This is a genomic window from Stenotrophomonas sp. YJH_SMC_37 (assembly GCF_059370035.1).
On the sequence record NZ_JCAFTG010000004.1, the window covers coordinates 206,815 to 222,303 of the forward strand.

General features: G+C 68.3%; 16 protein-coding genes. 7 read left to right on the forward strand and 9 right to left on the reverse strand.

Features of this window, described 5'->3' with window-relative positions:
* Nucleotides 1–27: 27 nt before the first annotated feature.
* The 3 genes from AC5P8J_RS07935 to purM are packed head-to-tail and all read right to left on the reverse strand — an operon-like array spanning nt 28 to nt 2,015.
* Nucleotides 28–450 (reverse strand): hypothetical protein, encoded by a 423-nt coding sequence (locus tag AC5P8J_RS07935; protein WP_111102984.1) that lies wholly within the window; start codon nt 448–450, stop codon nt 28–30.
* Nucleotides 447–935 carry a hypothetical protein gene (locus tag AC5P8J_RS07940; RefSeq protein ID WP_019659437.1) on the reverse strand — a complete coding sequence of 163 codons (489 nt, stop codon included), beginning with the start codon at nt 933–935 and terminating at the stop codon, nt 447–449. Before AC5P8J_RS07940 ends, AC5P8J_RS07935 begins: the two co-directional genes overlap by 4 nt.
* Before the next feature lie 21 nt (nt 936–956).
* Complete coding sequence (purM, locus tag AC5P8J_RS07945) at nt 957–2,015, reverse strand: phosphoribosylformylglycinamidine cyclo-ligase (RefSeq protein WP_134732241.1); 1,059 nt, start codon at nt 2,013–2,015, stop codon at nt 957–959.
* A 99-nt stretch (nt 2,016–2,114) separates the two neighbouring features.
* Between purM and AC5P8J_RS07950 the strand changes: the two genes are divergently transcribed.
* From AC5P8J_RS07950 to hda, 3 genes are read left to right on the forward strand one after another with little or no spacing between them, the layout of a single operon-like run.
* Nucleotides 2,115–3,254 carry a DUF2066 domain-containing protein gene (locus AC5P8J_RS07950; RefSeq protein WP_019659435.1) on the forward strand — a complete coding sequence of 380 codons (1,140 nt, stop codon included), beginning with the start codon at nt 2,115–2,117 and terminating at the stop codon, nt 3,252–3,254.
* Nucleotides 3,251–4,420, forward strand: a complete 1,170-nt coding sequence (locus AC5P8J_RS07955; protein WP_021202583.1) for an AI-2E family transporter — start codon at nt 3,251–3,253, stop codon at nt 4,418–4,420. Before AC5P8J_RS07950 ends, AC5P8J_RS07955 begins: the two co-directional genes overlap by 4 nt.
* Nucleotides 4,420–5,127 carry a DnaA regulatory inactivator Hda gene (gene hda, locus AC5P8J_RS07960; RefSeq protein WP_021202582.1) on the forward strand — a complete coding sequence of 236 codons (708 nt, stop codon included), beginning with the start codon at nt 4,420–4,422 and terminating at the stop codon, nt 5,125–5,127. The genes AC5P8J_RS07955 and hda overlap by 1 nt, the downstream gene beginning before the upstream one ends.
* 553 nt (nt 5,128–5,680) lie before the next feature.
* Here the strand turns inward: hda and murU are convergent.
* The 4 genes from murU to AC5P8J_RS07980 all read right to left on the reverse strand — a co-directional run bounded on the left by murU (nt 5,681) and on the right by AC5P8J_RS07980 (nt 9,310).
* On the reverse strand, nt 5,681–6,391 hold the full coding sequence (murU, locus tag AC5P8J_RS07965; RefSeq protein WP_494539977.1) for an N-acetylmuramate alpha-1-phosphate uridylyltransferase MurU: 711 nt from the start codon (nt 6,389–6,391) through the stop codon (nt 5,681–5,683).
* Nucleotides 6,388–7,413 (reverse strand): aminoglycoside phosphotransferase family protein, encoded by a 1,026-nt coding sequence (locus AC5P8J_RS07970; protein WP_019659431.1) that lies wholly within the window; start codon nt 7,411–7,413, stop codon nt 6,388–6,390. The genes murU and AC5P8J_RS07970 overlap by 4 nt, the downstream gene beginning before the upstream one ends.
* Before the next feature lie 63 nt (nt 7,414–7,476).
* The gene (locus AC5P8J_RS07975) at nt 7,477–7,746 is read right to left on the reverse strand and encodes a GlsB/YeaQ/YmgE family stress response membrane protein (protein WP_019659430.1); all 270 of its coding nucleotides are present in this window, start codon (nt 7,744–7,746) and stop codon (nt 7,477–7,479) included.
* Between the two features lie 70 nt (nt 7,747–7,816).
* Nucleotides 7,817–9,310, reverse strand: coding sequence for a M20 family metallopeptidase (locus AC5P8J_RS07980; protein ID WP_021202579.1), 1,494 nt, complete (start codon nt 9,308–9,310; stop codon nt 7,817–7,819).
* A 214-nt stretch (nt 9,311–9,524) separates the two neighbouring features.
* Here AC5P8J_RS07980 and AC5P8J_RS07985 point away from each other — a divergent pair, with 214 nt between their 5' ends.
* From AC5P8J_RS07985 to AC5P8J_RS08000, 4 genes are all read left to right on the forward strand, one after another.
* Nucleotides 9,525–9,836, forward strand: a complete 312-nt coding sequence (locus AC5P8J_RS07985) for a ComEA family DNA-binding protein (RefSeq protein ID WP_494539992.1) — start codon at nt 9,525–9,527, stop codon at nt 9,834–9,836.
* A gap of 351 nt (nt 9,837–10,187) precedes the next feature.
* Nucleotides 10,188–11,273, forward strand: coding sequence for a L,D-transpeptidase (locus AC5P8J_RS07990; RefSeq protein WP_019659427.1), 1,086 nt, complete (start codon nt 10,188–10,190; stop codon nt 11,271–11,273).
* A 17-nt stretch (nt 11,274–11,290) separates the two neighbouring features.
* Nucleotides 11,291–12,016, forward strand: coding sequence for a murein L,D-transpeptidase catalytic domain family protein (locus AC5P8J_RS07995; protein ID WP_019659426.1), 726 nt, complete (start codon nt 11,291–11,293; stop codon nt 12,014–12,016).
* A gap of 34 nt (nt 12,017–12,050) precedes the next feature.
* Entirely contained in the window at nt 12,051–12,659 is a 609-nt protein-coding gene (locus AC5P8J_RS08000) for a HutD/Ves family protein (protein ID WP_021202577.1), read from the forward strand.
* Nucleotides 12,660–12,872: 213 nt separating this feature from the next.
* Here AC5P8J_RS08000 and AC5P8J_RS08005 read toward each other — a convergent pair whose 3' ends face one another.
* Both AC5P8J_RS08005 and AC5P8J_RS08010 read right to left on the reverse strand, forming a co-directional pair.
* On the reverse strand, nt 12,873–14,477 hold the full coding sequence (locus tag AC5P8J_RS08005) for a sulfite reductase subunit alpha (RefSeq protein WP_021202576.1): 1,605 nt from the start codon (nt 14,475–14,477) through the stop codon (nt 12,873–12,875).
* Complete coding sequence (locus AC5P8J_RS08010) at nt 14,474–15,445, reverse strand: FAD:protein FMN transferase (protein WP_494539976.1); 972 nt, start codon at nt 15,443–15,445, stop codon at nt 14,474–14,476. The genes AC5P8J_RS08005 and AC5P8J_RS08010 overlap by 4 nt, the downstream gene beginning before the upstream one ends.
* Between the last annotated feature and the right edge of the window lie 44 nt (nt 15,446–15,489).

Sequence of the window (15,489 nt, forward strand, 5' to 3'; positions counted from 1 at the left end):
GGAGGGAGCGATGGGTTGCCTGCGGGCTCAGGCACTGAGGTGGTCGCCGCGGTCGAACAATGCGGCCATGTCAGGCTTGGACAGGAACACCCGGGCATAGGCCGTCAGCGCCATGCCCAACGGGCCGGCAAGCACTGCCAGCCATGCCGCGCGCTGGCACCAGGCCAGCCCGGTGCGGCGCGACAGCAGGCGCGCGGTGTGCAGCTGTACGAAGCCAAGCGCCGCCGCCAACAACGAAATGACCCCGTAGACCGTGCCCAGCGCCGCGCCTTCGTCCAACCCCCGGGAACTGGCGACCAGGCCGATGAAACCGAGGAAGGCCAACGCGGCCAGCCAGTGGAAACCTGCCAGCGCGTAGAACAGCACCTTCAGCGTCTGCAGGTGGCTGGCCAACTGCAGCTGCGCCAGGGTCTGCTGTGGCAATGGCGGAGGCGCGCCCGGCATCGTCATGCAGCCGTGCCAGCTGCATCGAAGGCGGCCTTCACCTGCGGGCGCAGCAGTGTGACCAGGGTGAAAACCCCTAGAACGGTGCCCAGCGGCGCGAACAGGCAGAGCAGGCCGGCCACGATCAGGCACAGCAGGTAACGACGCCGCCGGGCCACGCAGCGGCCGGCATGGATGACGAATGCGGCCATGCCCAGGCCGCCGGCGACGAACACGGTCCCCAGGACCGTGAACACCCAGCCGAACAGGCGCTGTTCGGCCGGCGACGAGGGCTGGCCCCCGGAGTTCATCGGCAGATGGCCGCTCAGCGCACTGATGCCGAGCACGATGTACAGAATGAAAAACAGCGAGAGCAGCGCAATCAGGCCACCGAACACATAGTGGGCGATGGACAGCGCGCGCAGGTGGTCAGCGTCCTGCCTGCTGAAGACCGGCACCGCCGCCAACGGCGGTGGTACCGGGGTGGGTGCCAGGGGGGGCGTTGCGTCCATGCGGGCTCCTGGTTGCCGGGCTCAGCCGATGTGGACGCGCTCGGCGCCTTCGGCGGTGACCACCTGGCCGATGGTCCAGTGCTCCAGGCCCTGCGCCCTGACCGCCTCGGACACGGCAGCCTCCTGGTCCGGCGCGACGATCAGCACGAAGCCGATGCCGCAGTTGAAGGTGCGCCACATCTCGCTGTCGGCCACGGCGCCTTCCTTCTGCAGCCACTGGAATACCGGCGGCAGGGTCCAGGACGAGGCCTGGATGTCCAGGCCGAGGCCGTCGGGCACCACGCGGATGATGTTCTCGGTCAGCCCGCCACCGGTGATGTGGGCCATGCCGTGAATGGCCTCGCCGTGTGACTTCAGCAGCGCCAGGATCGGCTTGACGTACAGGCGGGTCGGCGCCATCAGCGCATCGACCAGCTTCACGCCGCCTTCCAGCTCCAGCTCGGCCGGGCGGCCGGCACGGTCGTAGATGCGGCGCACCAGCGAGTAGCCGTTGGAGTGCGGGCCGGACGAGGCGATGCCGATCAGCACGTCGCCGGCAGCCACGCTGGCGCCGTCCTTCAGCTCGCTCTTCTCGACCGCGGCCACCGTGAAGCCGGCCAGGTCGTATTCGCCCGGGGCATACATGTCGGGCATTTCAGCGGTTTCACCACCGATCAGCGCGCAGCCGGCCTCGGTGCAGCCGTTGGCGATGCCGCCCACGACCGCCGCGGCGGTGTCGATGTCCAGCTTGCCGGTCGCGAAGTAGTCCAGGAAGAACAGCGGCTCGGCACCCTGTACCAGCACGTCGTTCACGCACATGGCGACCAGGTCGATGCCGATCGTATCGTGGCGGTTCAGCTGGTGCGCCAGCTTCAGCTTGGTGCCCACGCCGTCGGTACCCGACACCAGCACCGGCTCGCGGTACTTGTTGGACAGGTCGAACAGGGCGCCGAAGCCGCCCAGGCCGCCCATCACTTCCGGCCGGAAGCTGCGCTTGACCAGGGGCTTGATCCGCTCGACCAGCGCGTTGCCGGCGTCGATGTCGACACCCGCGTCACGATAGGTAAGGGGGGAGGGGGCGGAAGACGGGGTGTTGGTCACGGGCGTCGGCGCTGGCAGGGGTTGAACGGGCGATTTTAACAGGCCGCATTGGCGCAAAGGCCGTATTCGGGCAACAATTCCCCCGGATACGTCGAGCCAATGGATGTCCTGATGCGCCGCAGCCTGATTCTGACCCTGCTCCTTGCGCTGAGCCTGCCGGTGGCCACGATGGCCCAGAGCGGCCTTCGCACCGAGGGTGATGTCGCCACCGCCAGTGGCGCGTACGAGGCCGAAGTGCCCGTCAACAGCCAAGCCGAAGCCGATCGCAACGGCGCCCTGGCCCGCGCCCTGAGCGTGGTACTGGGCAAGCTGTCCGGTGATCGCAACGTGATGTCGCGCCCCGGTGTGGTGCAGGCACTGCGCAATGCCAAGGACTACGTGGCCAGCTACGACTACAAGCAGGACCAGAGCGTAGGCGCCAGCGGCGCGCCGAGCTTCCGGACCCTGCTGGTGGCCCGTTTCCGCGAGGACGACGTCGATTCGCTGGTCTCGGCGCTGGGCCTGCCGCTGTGGCCGCAGCCGCGACCAAAGCCGGTGGTGTGGCTGGCCGTGGATGACGGCAGCGGACCGCGCTTGGTCAGCGTGCAGCAAGCCAATGCCGCCCGCCCACTGCTGAACCGCGCCATCGAGCGCGGCTACAAGCTCGGCCTGCCCAGCGGCGGTGCCGCCGAGCAGGCGCTGGCCGGTGCCATCTGGCGCCAGGACAGTGCCGCCGTGGCCCGCGCCTCCTCGCGCTACTCACCGCCGATGCAGCTGATCGGCAAGCTCTACCGCGCCAACGGCGGCTGGCAGGCGGACTGGGTGTTCGTCGACAACGGCCGTGAGCTGAACAAGTGGACCAGCAAGGACGCCAACGCCATGCGGGCGATGGCGGCCGGCGCCGATGGCGCCGCCGATGCGCTGGTCAGGCGCTATGCGAAGGCCGGCGCCGCCGTCGGCCAGGCCGGAACCTACCGCGTGGTGGTCACCGGCATCAACAGTGCCGACGACTACCTGCGCCTTGCCGCCGGCCTGCGCGAGGTGCCGGTGGTGCGCAACGTCACCCCGCTGCATGCTTCGGCCGGCCAGCTGGAGCTGAGCCTGGAGATGACCACCGGCCTGGCCGGCTTCAACCGCATGCTGGGCGACAACGGTGTACTGGTGCCGAGCGCGCCGCTGCCGGCCCTGCCGACGCCGATCGACGACACCACCGGTGCCCCGGTCGCAGCACCGGTCAGCAATGAGTACCGCCTGCGATGACCCTGACCCCGGAAGCGGAAATCGCGCAGTTCCTGCGCCGGCTGAAGTACATCCTGTTCGCCGGCCTGGTCGGCTGGGTGGTGTGGCTGCTGGCCCCGATCCTGACCCCGTTCGTGCTGGCGCTGGCACTGGCCTGGCTGGGCGACCCGCTGGTGGACCGCATCGAGGCCACCGGCCGCTCGCGCATGACCGGCGTGGTGCTGGTGTTCGCGGCGATGGTGCTGGTGATCGTGGCGCTGCTGCTGGTGCTGGTGCCGATGATCGAGCGCCAGATCAGCACCCTGATCGCGGTCGCGCCGCAGGCGCAGGCGTGGCTGATGGAAAAGGGGATTCCCTGGTTCGAGCAGAAGACCGGCCTGGAAGTGATGCAGTGGCTGGATCCGGACCGCCTGATCGAGTGGGTGCGCAGCCACTGGCAGCAGGCCGGCGGCGTCGCCACCACGTTCATGGGCTACGTCTCGCGTTCGGGTTTTGCGATGGTGACCTGGGTGGTCAACATCCTGCTGCTGCCGATCCTGGCGTTCTACTTCCTGCGCGACTGGGACAAGCTGGTCGAGCGGGTGGCCTCGGTGATTCCGCGCAACCACATCGGCACCATCACTGCGCTGGCGCGTGAGTCCAACGAGGTGTTGGGGGCGTTCATCCGCGGCCAGTTCCTGGTGATGCTGGCATTGGGCGTGATCTACGCCGGCGGCCTGTCGCTGGTAGGCCTCAAGCTGGGCCTGCTGATTGGCCTGATTGCCGGCCTGATCAGCTTCATCCCCTACCTGGGCGCGACCACCGGCGTGCTGATGGCGGTGATTGCCGCGCTGGTGCAGGCACAGGGCTTCGACCTGAAGCTGCTGATCCTGGTCGGCGTGGTGTTCACCGTGGGCCAGCTGCTGGAGAGCTACGTACTGACCCCGCGCATTGTCGGCGACAAGATCGGCCTGCATCCGGTGGCGGTGATCTTCGCGGTGATGGCCGGCGGCCAGCTGTTCGGCTTCCTCGGCATGCTGCTGGCGCTGCCGGTGGCGGCGGTGACCAACGTGCTGCTGCGCTATGCCCACCAGCGTTACCGCCAGAGCGAGCTGTACGTGGGCGAGAAGCCGGCGATCGTGCTTGATGGCGTGGTCGACGCCCCCCATATCATCGTTCCGACCGACAAGGGCCCCGACCTGAAGTGATGGGCGTGCCGCAACTGCCGCTGGCCCTGCATTACCCGCGGGACCAGCGCCTGGAGACCTTCATCGGTGCGCCGGATGGCGCGCTGGCGCAGCTGCGTGCGATCGCGGTCGGCGCCAGCCACGATTGGGTCTACCTGGAAGGCGCGGCGGGCACCGGCAAGACCCACCAGGCGCTGGCGACGTGCTCCAGCGCCGAGCAGGCCGGGCGCCTGCCGACGTACGTGCCACTGGCCAGCGCCGCCGGCCGCGTTCGTGCAGCGCTCGACGGGCTGGACGCACGCGAACTGGTGGCGCTGGACGGGCTGGACGAAGTTGCCGGCAACCGCGAGGACGAGATCGCGCTGTTTGATTTCCACAACCGCGCGCGTGCAGCAGGCGTGACCGTGCTGTACACGGCGCAGAAGGCGCCGGAAGAACTGGGCCTGGTACTGCCGGACCTGCGTTCGCGGCTGGGCCAGTGCGTGCGCGTGCTGCTGCAGCCGCTGGATGAGGAAGGTCGTGCTGCGGTGCTGCGCGAGCGCGCGCTGCGACGCGGCCTGGCCATCGACGAAGCGGCCATCGAGTGGCTGCTGTCGCACACCGGGCGCGAGCTGGGTGGGTTGATCACGCTGCTGGACTGGCTGGACCGCGAATCGCTGGCGGCGAAGCGGCGGATCACCGTGCCGTTCCTGCGCCAGGTGCTGGAAGAAGGCCGGCCCCGTTACTGAGGGTGGGGTTTGTTTGCAGGGCTGCGCCCTGCACCCGCGGTAGTGCCGGCCGCTGGCCGGCAGCTTCAACAGCAACGTCAAAAGCGGGCTTCCTGAGGGGAGGCGGGGTGGCTCAGGTTGCGGGGGACGGCGCAAGTACGTCCATGTAGCCTCGATCGCGCCATCCATGGCGCTCACGCCCCCGCAACCTGAGCCACCCCGCCTTCGACAGGTTCCCGCGATCTGCCGGAACTGCGTACTGCACTGCTGTTGGTGGGTGTCGACCTTGGTCGACACGTGTCTTGCTTGTGGTGGGTGACGACCGTTGGTCGTCACCAGAGCAAGCGCAGCGAAGCGACCCGCTCTTGCTTTTCTTTCTTTCTTCCGTGGCTGGACGCCCACGGAAACTGTCAGAGGCCGGTCGGCGTGGGTTCGCGGGGGTGTCCGCGGCATGGATGCCGCGGCCAAGCCCCCAGGGACGGGTTCACGGCGTCACCCGCGAATCCACACCGCCCGGCTAGCTCACAATGACAGTCGACTAACAGTCGACTCTACGCGTCCAGCCACGAGGGGCTCAGCCGTTCACCGCCAATTCAGCATCCAGCGCGCGCAGGCGATCCACGGTGCCGACGTCGGTCCAGCGCCCGCGATGGTGCTGCCCGGTCATCAACCCCTGCGCCATGAAATGCTTCTGCAGCGGCACCACCGAGAACTTCGGCGGCAGCCGCTCGCTGCCCGGCGCATCGCCGATCACCGCGCGCCAGTCGGCCACGATTGAAGGACGGTACACGCCGATGCCGGCATAGGTCAGGCAGGGACCTTCGCGGTCATGGTGCAGCACCCCCTGCGTATCGAGGCGGTAGTCACCGTCGGGGTGTTGCGCCGGATTGTCGACCAGCACCAGGTGTGCCTGGCCCTGCGGCTCGCGCGGCAGCGTGGCGAAATCGAAATCGGTCCAGATATCGCCGTTCACCACCAGGAACGGGGCATCGCCCAGCACCGGCAATGCGTTGAGGATGCCGCCGCCGGTTTCCAGCGGGGTCGGCCCTTCGTGCAGGAAATGCAGGCGCACGCCCCATTGGCTGCCATCGCCCAGCGTTGCAGGGAACTGCTCGGCCAGCCACGCGGTGTTGACCACCACCTCGCGCACGCCGAGTGCGGCCAGGCGTTCCAGGTGCCAGACGATCAGCGGCTTGCCAGCCACTTCCAGCAGCGGCTTGGGCGTGTGCAGGGTCAGCGGGCGCATGCGCTCGCCGAGGCCGGCGGCAAAGACCAGCGCCTTCATCGGGCCACGCGCATCGGTGCACCCAGCTCGGCCAGCGCCGGCTTGATGCGCTCGTCCAGCAGCTGCTGCAGCGGTGCCAGCTCGCGGTAGCGCGGCAGTACTTCATCCAGGTAGCCGATGAAGCGCGGCGCGTCGTCCAGGTAATGGCCCTTGTTGTCGCGGTAGCGCAGGCGGCAGAACAGGCCAAGGATCTTCACGTGGCGCTGGATACCCATCCAGTCGGCATCGCGCAGGAAGGTGGCGCGGTCGGGTACCGGCAGGCCGGCGTCGCGTGCGCGCTCGTGGTACTGCGCCAGCCACTCGTCCACGCGCTGCAGCGGCCAGCTCAGGAAGGCGTCCTTGAACAGGCTCACCGCATCGTAGGCGATCGGGCCACGCACCAGGTCCTGGAAATCCAGCACCGCGGGGCCGTCGTCGACCGGCATCAGGTTGCGCGGCATGTAGTCGCGGTGGGTCATCAGCTGGGCCTGGCCCAATGCGTTGTCCATCAACCGGCGGTGTACCAGCTGCAGCCCTTCGATCTCGCCGCAGTCCAGTTCCAGCTGCAGGTGGCGTTGCAGGAACCATTCGTCGAACAGGCCGGCATCGCGCTGCAGCAGCGCTTCGCCGAACTGGCCGAAGTCGGCCGGTACCGGGATCGCCTGCAGGCGCAGCAGCTGTTCGATCGAACGGCCGAACCATTCATCGGCGTTGCGCTCGTCGAGGATCCTGGCCAGGGTCGGGCCGCCGAGATCTTCCAGCAGCAGGAAGCCGGCTTCCAGGTCCTGCGCCAGCAATGCAGGTACGCGCAGGCCGTTGTCGTGCAGCAGGCCGCGCATGCGCAGCCACGGCCGCGGATCTTCCAGCCCCGGCGGGGCGTCCATCACGATGTGGCTGCCGCGCGTGCTGGTGGTACGCCAGTAGCTGCGCATGCCGGCATCCACCGAAGCGCGTTCGACTACCGCGTTGGCGTCATCGAGCTGGGTACGGGCCCACTGCAGGCGCTGCGCGCTGCGCTGGGGATCGGAGGCGGGTTCGGTCATGCGGGCATATCCGGGCGCGCCGGGCGCGCCAACGTCGGGAGCAGGGGGGAAGGAGGGACGGGGTCAGCGGCGGCCGCTGAACAGGCGCAGGACGGCCAGCACGGCCACCGCGCCCACTACCGCACCGAGGAAACCGGCCGGTTCGCCGGGAGCGTACCAGCCCATGTACTGGCCGAACCAACCGGCCACCAGCGCGCCAATGATGCCCAGCACGATGGTCAGCAGGCAGCCCATGCGGTTGTTGCCGGGCATGAAGAAGCGCCCGAGCAGGCCGACGACGAAGCCGACCAGCAGGATGTACAGCCAGCTGCTGCTGCCGAACAGACCATTCATGTGCATGTGTTCCGCTTTGGGTGGACGCAGCCTAGCAAGGCCAGGCTGCGTCCGTCACGGTGTGCCGTAATCAGCAGCAGCCGTGGTCGCCGTGGCGGGTGCCGCTGTCGGCAGCCACCGGCGAACCGCTGGTCTCGCCGCGCAGGCTGGCGGCATAGTGCTCGCTGATCACCTTGGACACGCAGGCGGTGACCTTCTTGCCCATCGGGATGTGCAGGAACTCGTTGGGGCCATGTGCATTGGAATGCGGGCCGAGCACGCCGGTGATCATGAACTGCGCGCCCGGGAACTTCTCGCCCAGCATGCCCATGAACGGGATCGAGCCGCCTTCGCCCATGTACATCGCCGGCTTGCCGAAGAAAGCCTGGCTGGCGTCGTCAATGGCCTGGGTCAGCCACGGCGCCATGGCCGGTGCGTTCCAGCCGGTGGAGGCCTTTTCCAGGTCCAGGGTGACCTGCGCGCCGTTCGGCGGGTCGCGCAGCAGCGCTTCCTTCAGCAGTTCCCCGCAGGTCTTGCCATCGGCAGTCGGCGGCAGGCGCAGCGAGAGCTTCACCGAGGTCTGTGGACGCAGCACGTTGCCGGCCGATTCCAGCGGCGGCATGCCACCGACGCCGGTGACCGACAGCGCCGGGCGCCAGGTGCGGTTGAGCACCAGCTCGGTCAGGTCCTCGTTCATGGGGCGCAGGCCGTCGACCATCGGGAACTTCTCGAAGATCTCGGTATCCACCACTTCGGCCGCGCGCTTGGCCTGTTCCAGGCGTTCGGCCGGGATTTCCACGTTCATGCCGTCGATCAGGATGCGGCCGGTGTCCTGGTCCTCGATGCGCGACAGCAGCTGGCGCAGCAGGCGGAAGCTGGACGGCACCACGCCGGAGGCATCGCCGGAATGCACGCCTTCGTTGAGCACCTTCACGGTGAAGTTGCCGCCGGTCAGGCCGCGCAGCGAGGTGGTGCACCACAGCTGGTCGTAGTTGGCGCAGCCCGAATCCAGGCAGACCACCAGCGACGGCTTGCCGATGCGGTCGGCCAGGTGGTCGACGTAGGCCGGCAGGTCGTAGCTGCCCGATTCTTCACAGGCTTCGATCAGCACCACGCAGCGGGCGTGCGGCAGGCCCTGGGCCTGCAGCGCCAGCACCGCGGCCAGCGAGCCGAAGATGGCGTAGCCGTCATCCGCACCGCCGCGGCCATACAGTTTGTCGCCGCGCAGGACCGGGGTCCACGGGCCGAGATCGTCGTCCCAGCCGGTCATTTCCGGCTGCTTGTCCAGATGGCCGTAGAGCAGGATGGTGTCGTCGCCGGTTTCCGGGCCGGAGGCCGGAATTTCCAGGAAGATCAGCGGGGTGCGGCCTTCCAGGCGCACCACTTCAACCTTCAGGCCGGGCAGCTGCTGGGCCCTGGCCCAGTTCTCCATCAGCGTGACCGCCTGTTCCATGTAGCCGTTCTGCACCCAATTGGCGTCGAACATCGGCGACTTGTTGGGAATGCGGATGTAGTCGACCAACTGCGGGACGATTTCACTGTCCCACTTGTCATTGACGAATTGGCCGAGCTTGGCGCTGTCCATCTGAAACTCCGGTTGCATGGGCTGATCCCGCCATTCTACGCCTGTGCCACGGGTAGGGTTTTTCCTACATCACGTCGGGTATTTGGCTGGCTTTTAGAAATCCAGGAAACCGATAGGCTGTGTGCATGTGGTGACGGACACTGTTCCTACCGACGGGATTGCCGGTCGGGACGTCCAGAATCACAAGGAGATACACGTCGTGCCTTGGAGTGTCGTGTTGAGGGCACTGGTGCTGGTCGTGTGGATCGCTGGGGCGCATGCCGCCGAACCGATCGACATCAACCGCGCCGATGCCCAGGCGCTGCAGCAGGGATTGACGATGGTCGGAGCCGCCAAGGCCGAGGCGATCGTCGAGCACCGGCGCAGACACGGCCCGTTTCATCGCGTCGAGGACTTGGCGCAGGTGAAGGGGATAGGGAAAGCCATCGTCGAACGGAATCGACAGCGGATCACCCTAGGCAACAGGTTGTTGCCGGCGGATCCGGTACCCGGATCGGTACCGGTGCGAACCGTACCGAGGCGCTGACAGCAGGAATCGTCGGAACCGGCAGGACGCTGGTTCACCGGTCACGGACAGGACGCCCGTGACCACCGACCGCCGCAGGACGCGGCACCACTCACCAGGATGGTGGCATCACAGACCTGTGGAAGGGGCTGAGATACAAACAGGACAGACGCGGCCGCGTGCAGGATGCAACGCTACCCCCACAGCGCAGGATGCGAGGGGGCGGCAGCAGGCCGACAAGGACGTAACGATTGCCCGGTACGACACATGGCTGTGTCGCCGGGCAATTTCATTTCCGGCGCCTGGTTTTGCCGCGGCCACCACGGGCCGATGGTGTACGGTGGCCGCTCCGCATGGAAAGGACCCCGCTGGATGCTTGTGCACCGCCCCACCACCCTGATGCTCGCCTTGGCACTGACCCTGCCACTGCAGGCCCACGCCGCTGCGCCTACGCCGGCCGCCAAGCCTGCAGCTGCCGCTGCGGCCACCGCCGAGGTACGCGGACCGACCGACCTCAAGCCGGGCGAATACCTGTGGCATCCGGAAATCTCGCCGACCGGCCCGATCGTGCTGGTGGTCAGCCTCGATGAGCAGCGCGCCTATGTCTACCGCAACGGTATCGCCATCGGCCTGACCACGATCAGCTCGGGCAAGGCCGGGCACGAGACGCCAACCGGCGTGTTCACCATCCTGCAGAAGGACAAGGACCACAGGTCCAACCTCTACAACAGCGCGCCGATGCCGTACATGCAGCGGCTGACCTGGGACGGTATCGCTCTGCATGGCGGCAGCCTGCCCGGGCATCCCGCCTCGCACGGCTGCGTGCGCCTGCCGCAGGCCTTCGCGCAGAAGCTGTTCAGCGAAACCCAGCGTGGCGATACCGTGGTCGTGGCCGACGCCAAGAGCTCGCCGATGACCCTGGCCTATCCGTCGGTACTGGCACCCGTGAATGCGCGTGGGCAGGCCCTGCCGGAGGCAGAGGGCGGAGCGCCGGCGCAGGCGTGGTGGAACGACAGCGCAGCCCCGGCCGGGCAGGTCGGCATCCTGGTCAGCCTGCACGACCAGCGCCTGTACGTGCTGCGCGATGGCGTGATGATCGGCGAGTCGCCGTTGAAGGCGGACGCGCTGCCGGCCTTCCAGGGGACCACGCTGTTCGTGATGGGGCAGGGTTACAGCGACACCCCCAGCCCGCTGGACGTGAACCAGCGCCTGCACCAGTGGACGGCCTACCCGTTGCTGGGCCAGGATCGCGCCCAGGCCACGCCGGACCTGCTGGCCACGCCCTCGCTGCCGATGGCGCTGCCGGCCGATTTCGCCCGCCAGCTGTACCAGGTGCTGGTGCCGGGCACGACCCTGCTGGTGACCTCGCTGCCGGCGGTCCGCCCAAGCCCGGCTGAATCTGGAATGCAGCCGGTCTTGGAATCCGAGCCGCCAGGGTCCACCCTCAAGGGCAACTGAGTCCCCTCGTTGTGCCCATGACTGCATCCCGCCTGTGCCGGCTGGCCGCGTTCGGCCTGCTGGCGACCTCGGCCAGCGCCCCGGCGCTGGCACAGACGCCCGCCCTCGCCACCTCTGCCGATGATCTGGCTGCCCTGCTGTCGCGCAGTGCGCCCAAGGCCGACCGCCACGTGTTGCAGCTGGCGGCGCGCGCCATGCGCTGCGCGCTGCAGCGGCCGGAGCTGGGCATCAACGGTGATCGGCTCAGCGTGATCGATTACTCGCGCCCGTCCACCGAGCCGCGCCTGTGGGTGTTCGACCTGGCCCACCAGCGCCTGCTGTTCGAGGAATGGGTGGCGCATGGCCGCAACAGCGGCGAGAACCGCACCGAGCACTTCTCCAACCGCGACGGCAGTTTCATGTCCAGCCTCGGCGCGTTCACCGCGCAGGAGACCTACATGGGCGGCAACGGCTATTCGCTGCGCCTGGCCGGCCTGGAACCGGGCTTCAATGACCGTGCGCGCGATCGCGCGATCGTCATCCATGGTGCGCCGTATGTGAACCCGGCCACCGCGCAGCTGCAGGGGCGGCTGGGACGCAGCCTGGGTTGCCCGGCGGTGCGGCTGTCGGTGGCCAAGCCGCTGATCGATGCGTTGCGTGGTGGCACGATGGTGTTTGCTTACTACCCCGACCAGGACTGGTTGAAGCACTCGCAGCTGCTGGCCGGCGGGTGCGGTGGCCAGGGCACGCTCGCCACGCGGTGATGCACGACGGCGCGCGGCATGATGCAATGCGCCGATGAACATCGACTCCCTGCTGCACACTCCGAGCCAGTTGATCTCCCGCCTGGACTACCGCCGCGAACGTTGGCGCAACGGCCTGGGCTGGACCCGCGAGATCCTGCGCCTGCCCGCGCAGGGGGATGACTGGGCGCTGCGCCTGTCGGTGGCCGAAATCGAACAGGACGCCGCGTTCTCCGCCTTCCCCGGCGTGGAGCGAGAACTGGTGCTGCTGCAGGGCAATGGCGTGCGCCTGCATTTCGAGGATGGCCGCGTGGCCCAGGTGCTGCCGCCGCACGGGCGCGTGCGCTTTGCGGGAGAGGAAAGGCTGCACGGCGAACTGGTGGATGGCACCACCCACGATTTCAACCTGATGTGGAAACGCGATCTGCTGCAGGCCGAACTGCTGCATCGGCCGCTGGTGGGCGCGATGTTCTTCTTCTGCGAACCGGGCGTGGCCTGGGCGTTGCATCTGCTGTCCGGTCAGGCGGAGTTCGGTGCCGACAGCGGCCTGCCCGCGCTACGGGCCGGCGATACCGCGTGGTTGGCGGCCGGCGAACGTCAGCGGCACGCGTTGCAGGGCGGTGGCGAGTTGTTGGCGATACGGGTCAGTGCGGCGGCGGGATGATGCCTGGGCGCCGGTGGCTCAATCCACGCATGGCGTGGATCTACTGGGGTGTAGTTGCCATGCCTGGACACGCCGCGCAGTAGATCCACGCCATGCGTGGATACGGCCGCCAATGCTGCGTCATGGTGCGAACCAAGGTTCGCACCCACCAGAAGGCGGTTCGCAGGCGTCGGTGCGTTCAGTAGATCCACGCCATGCGTGGATGCGGCAACCTCAATACACATCGCGCCGGTAACGACCGGCCAGCAACAGCGCTTCCTTGCCCGCAACACCCAGCACCTGTTCGATCACCGCATCCACCGCCGGGGCCATGCCCTGCAGGCTGCCGCAGACCAGGATCGTGGCGCCCTCATCCACCCACCGCCGCAGTGTTGCCGCTTCGGCCAGCAACCGGTCCTGCACGTAGCGATGCGCACCGCCATCGCGGCTGAACACTGCATCCAGCCGCGCCAGCGTGCCGTCGGCCAGCATCGCCTGCAGTTCTTCACCGAAGTGGAAGTCGTGCGTGGCGGTGCGCTCACCGAACAGCAGCCAGGTGCGGCGGGCGCCACTGCGCACGCGTTCGTGCAGGTGTGCGCGCAGGCCGGCGATGCCAGTGCCGTTGCCGATCAGCAGCAGCGGTACCTCGGCGGGCACGCCGTGGAAATTGTCGTTGCGGCGCAGGCGCAGCTGCACCGGCTCGCCAATGGCCGCGTGGTCGCACAGCCAGCCACTGCCGATGCCGGGTGTTCCGTCGGCGCGCAGCTGGCGGCGCAGCAGCAGCTCGACCGCACCGTCGGCCATCACCGAGGCGATCGAGTACTCGCGATGGGGCAGCGGTTGCAGGGTCGCCAGCAATGCGGGCAGATCACCCGGGGGAACCAATGAGGGCAGGTGCGAGCGCGCGACGCGTGCCAGCAACGTCTGCCCGTCATCCAGCACGGTATCCGCATCGAAGCGTTGTGCGTCCAGCCAGGCACGCACGGTGTGCGGTGCGTGCTGCGGGCCGATCTCGGCGATGTCACCGGCCTGCCACTGCGCATCTGCATCGGCCGGGGGCTGCAGGCGCAGCCAATACACCGCGCCGCCGGGGCTGCCCGGGTTCAGATGCTCACGTTGCAGCAGCGTCCACGGCTGGTATTCGGCCGGGCTCCAGTCGGGCAGTTCGCTGGCGCCGCCGCCGAGCTGGCCCAGCAATTGCTGCCAATGGCGCAGCGCGGCCGGATCGGCGTTGTCGACCTCGATCGCATCGAACAGCGGATGCGCACCGTGCTGGCGCAGCCATTGGTCGAGCTGGTGGCCGAATCCGCAGAAGTGGCCGTAACTGCGGTCGCCCAGTGCGAGCACGCCGTACTGCAGGTGCTGCAGCGCAGGCGGTGAGGTCATCACGCCGCGCAGGAACGGCAGCGCATGATCGGGTGGGTCGCCTTCGCCAGTGGTGCTGGCGATGAACAATGCACGCTGGCTGTCGACCAGCAGCGTGGCGTCGACCTCATGCAGGCCGCGCACACGCACCGGCACGCCGGCACCGCGCAATGCCTCGGCACTGCGTTCGGCCAGTTCGCGGGCAAAACCGGTCTGGCTGGACCAGACCATCAGGATCGGTGCGACGTCGCCAGAGGCAGCATCGTCGCGCGGTCGCCCACGCCACCGCAGTGCGGCGCAGGCCAGCGCATACAGTGCGGTGGCGATGATCGCGATCTGCGTTTGCCGTGCCGGCGGCGCGCCCTGCCACCAGGCTTCGCCGAGATGCAGTCGCAGCAGCGCCCAGGCGATCAGCGCCAGCAGGAGCAGGACCAGTGCGTTGCCAAGCCACGCGCGCGATGGACGTGCGCTCATGCGTCCTGCTCGTCGAGCAGGCGCTGGAAGGCGCTGCTGAGAAATTCCCGCGGGCCGTCTGCTGCACGCTGCAGGTAGCGTGCAGCCAAGCCTTCGCGTTCGGCCAGCGCCATGCCCTGTTCGTGGCCGAGCACGGTCAGTGCGGTAGCCCAGGCATCGGCGTGCATGGCGTCGTCGGCCACCACGGTGACCGCTGCGGCGACCTGGCGCACCGGCCTGCCGGTACGCGGATCGAGGCTGTGGCTGTAGGCCTGGCCATCGGCCTGGTACTGGTGCCAGCGATCACCGGAGGTGGCCACCGCCTTGTCCTCCAGCGCCAGCACCCGCGGTGGTGTTTCGGTGTGCGCGTCTTCTTCCGGTGCGGATTCCACCAGTACGCGCCAGGGGTGGCCGTCCGGTTTTCGGCCGTAGCCGGCCAGTTCGCCACCGACCTCGATCAGTGCAGCAGCGATGCCCTGATCGCGCAGCCAGGCGGCCACGTGATCGACGCCGAACCCCTTGGCGATCGCCGACAGATCCAGTTCCAGTCCGCCCGGTTGCAGCAGCGCATCGCCGCGCCATTGCAGGCGCTGCCAACCGCAGCGCTCGCGCGTGGCCTGCACGGTGGCAGCGTCGGGTTGGCGGCGTTCGCCGGCATGTGCACCGAAACCCCACAGTGCCACCAACGGGCCGACGGTGGGATCAAAGGCGCCGCTACTGGCGGCAGCGATGGCCTGTGCGCAGGCCACAACGTAGCGGGTCTCGGCCGGCAGCACGCACCATTGGCCCGCGTCGGCGCGGTTGTAGCGACTCAGGTCCGAGCCAGGCTCCCAGGTGCTCATCTGCGCCACCACCGCATCCAGCCGCGCCTGGATGCCGGCATGCAGCGGGTGCAGGTCGCGCTGGCGCGGCGCGACCAGCGACACGCTCCACGTGGTGCCCATGGTGGTGCCGCCGAGGCGGGCGATGTCGAGCTGGGAATCGGTCATGGTGATGCGTTGCGGCGGCGATGCCGGGGAATGCCCGGCATCGC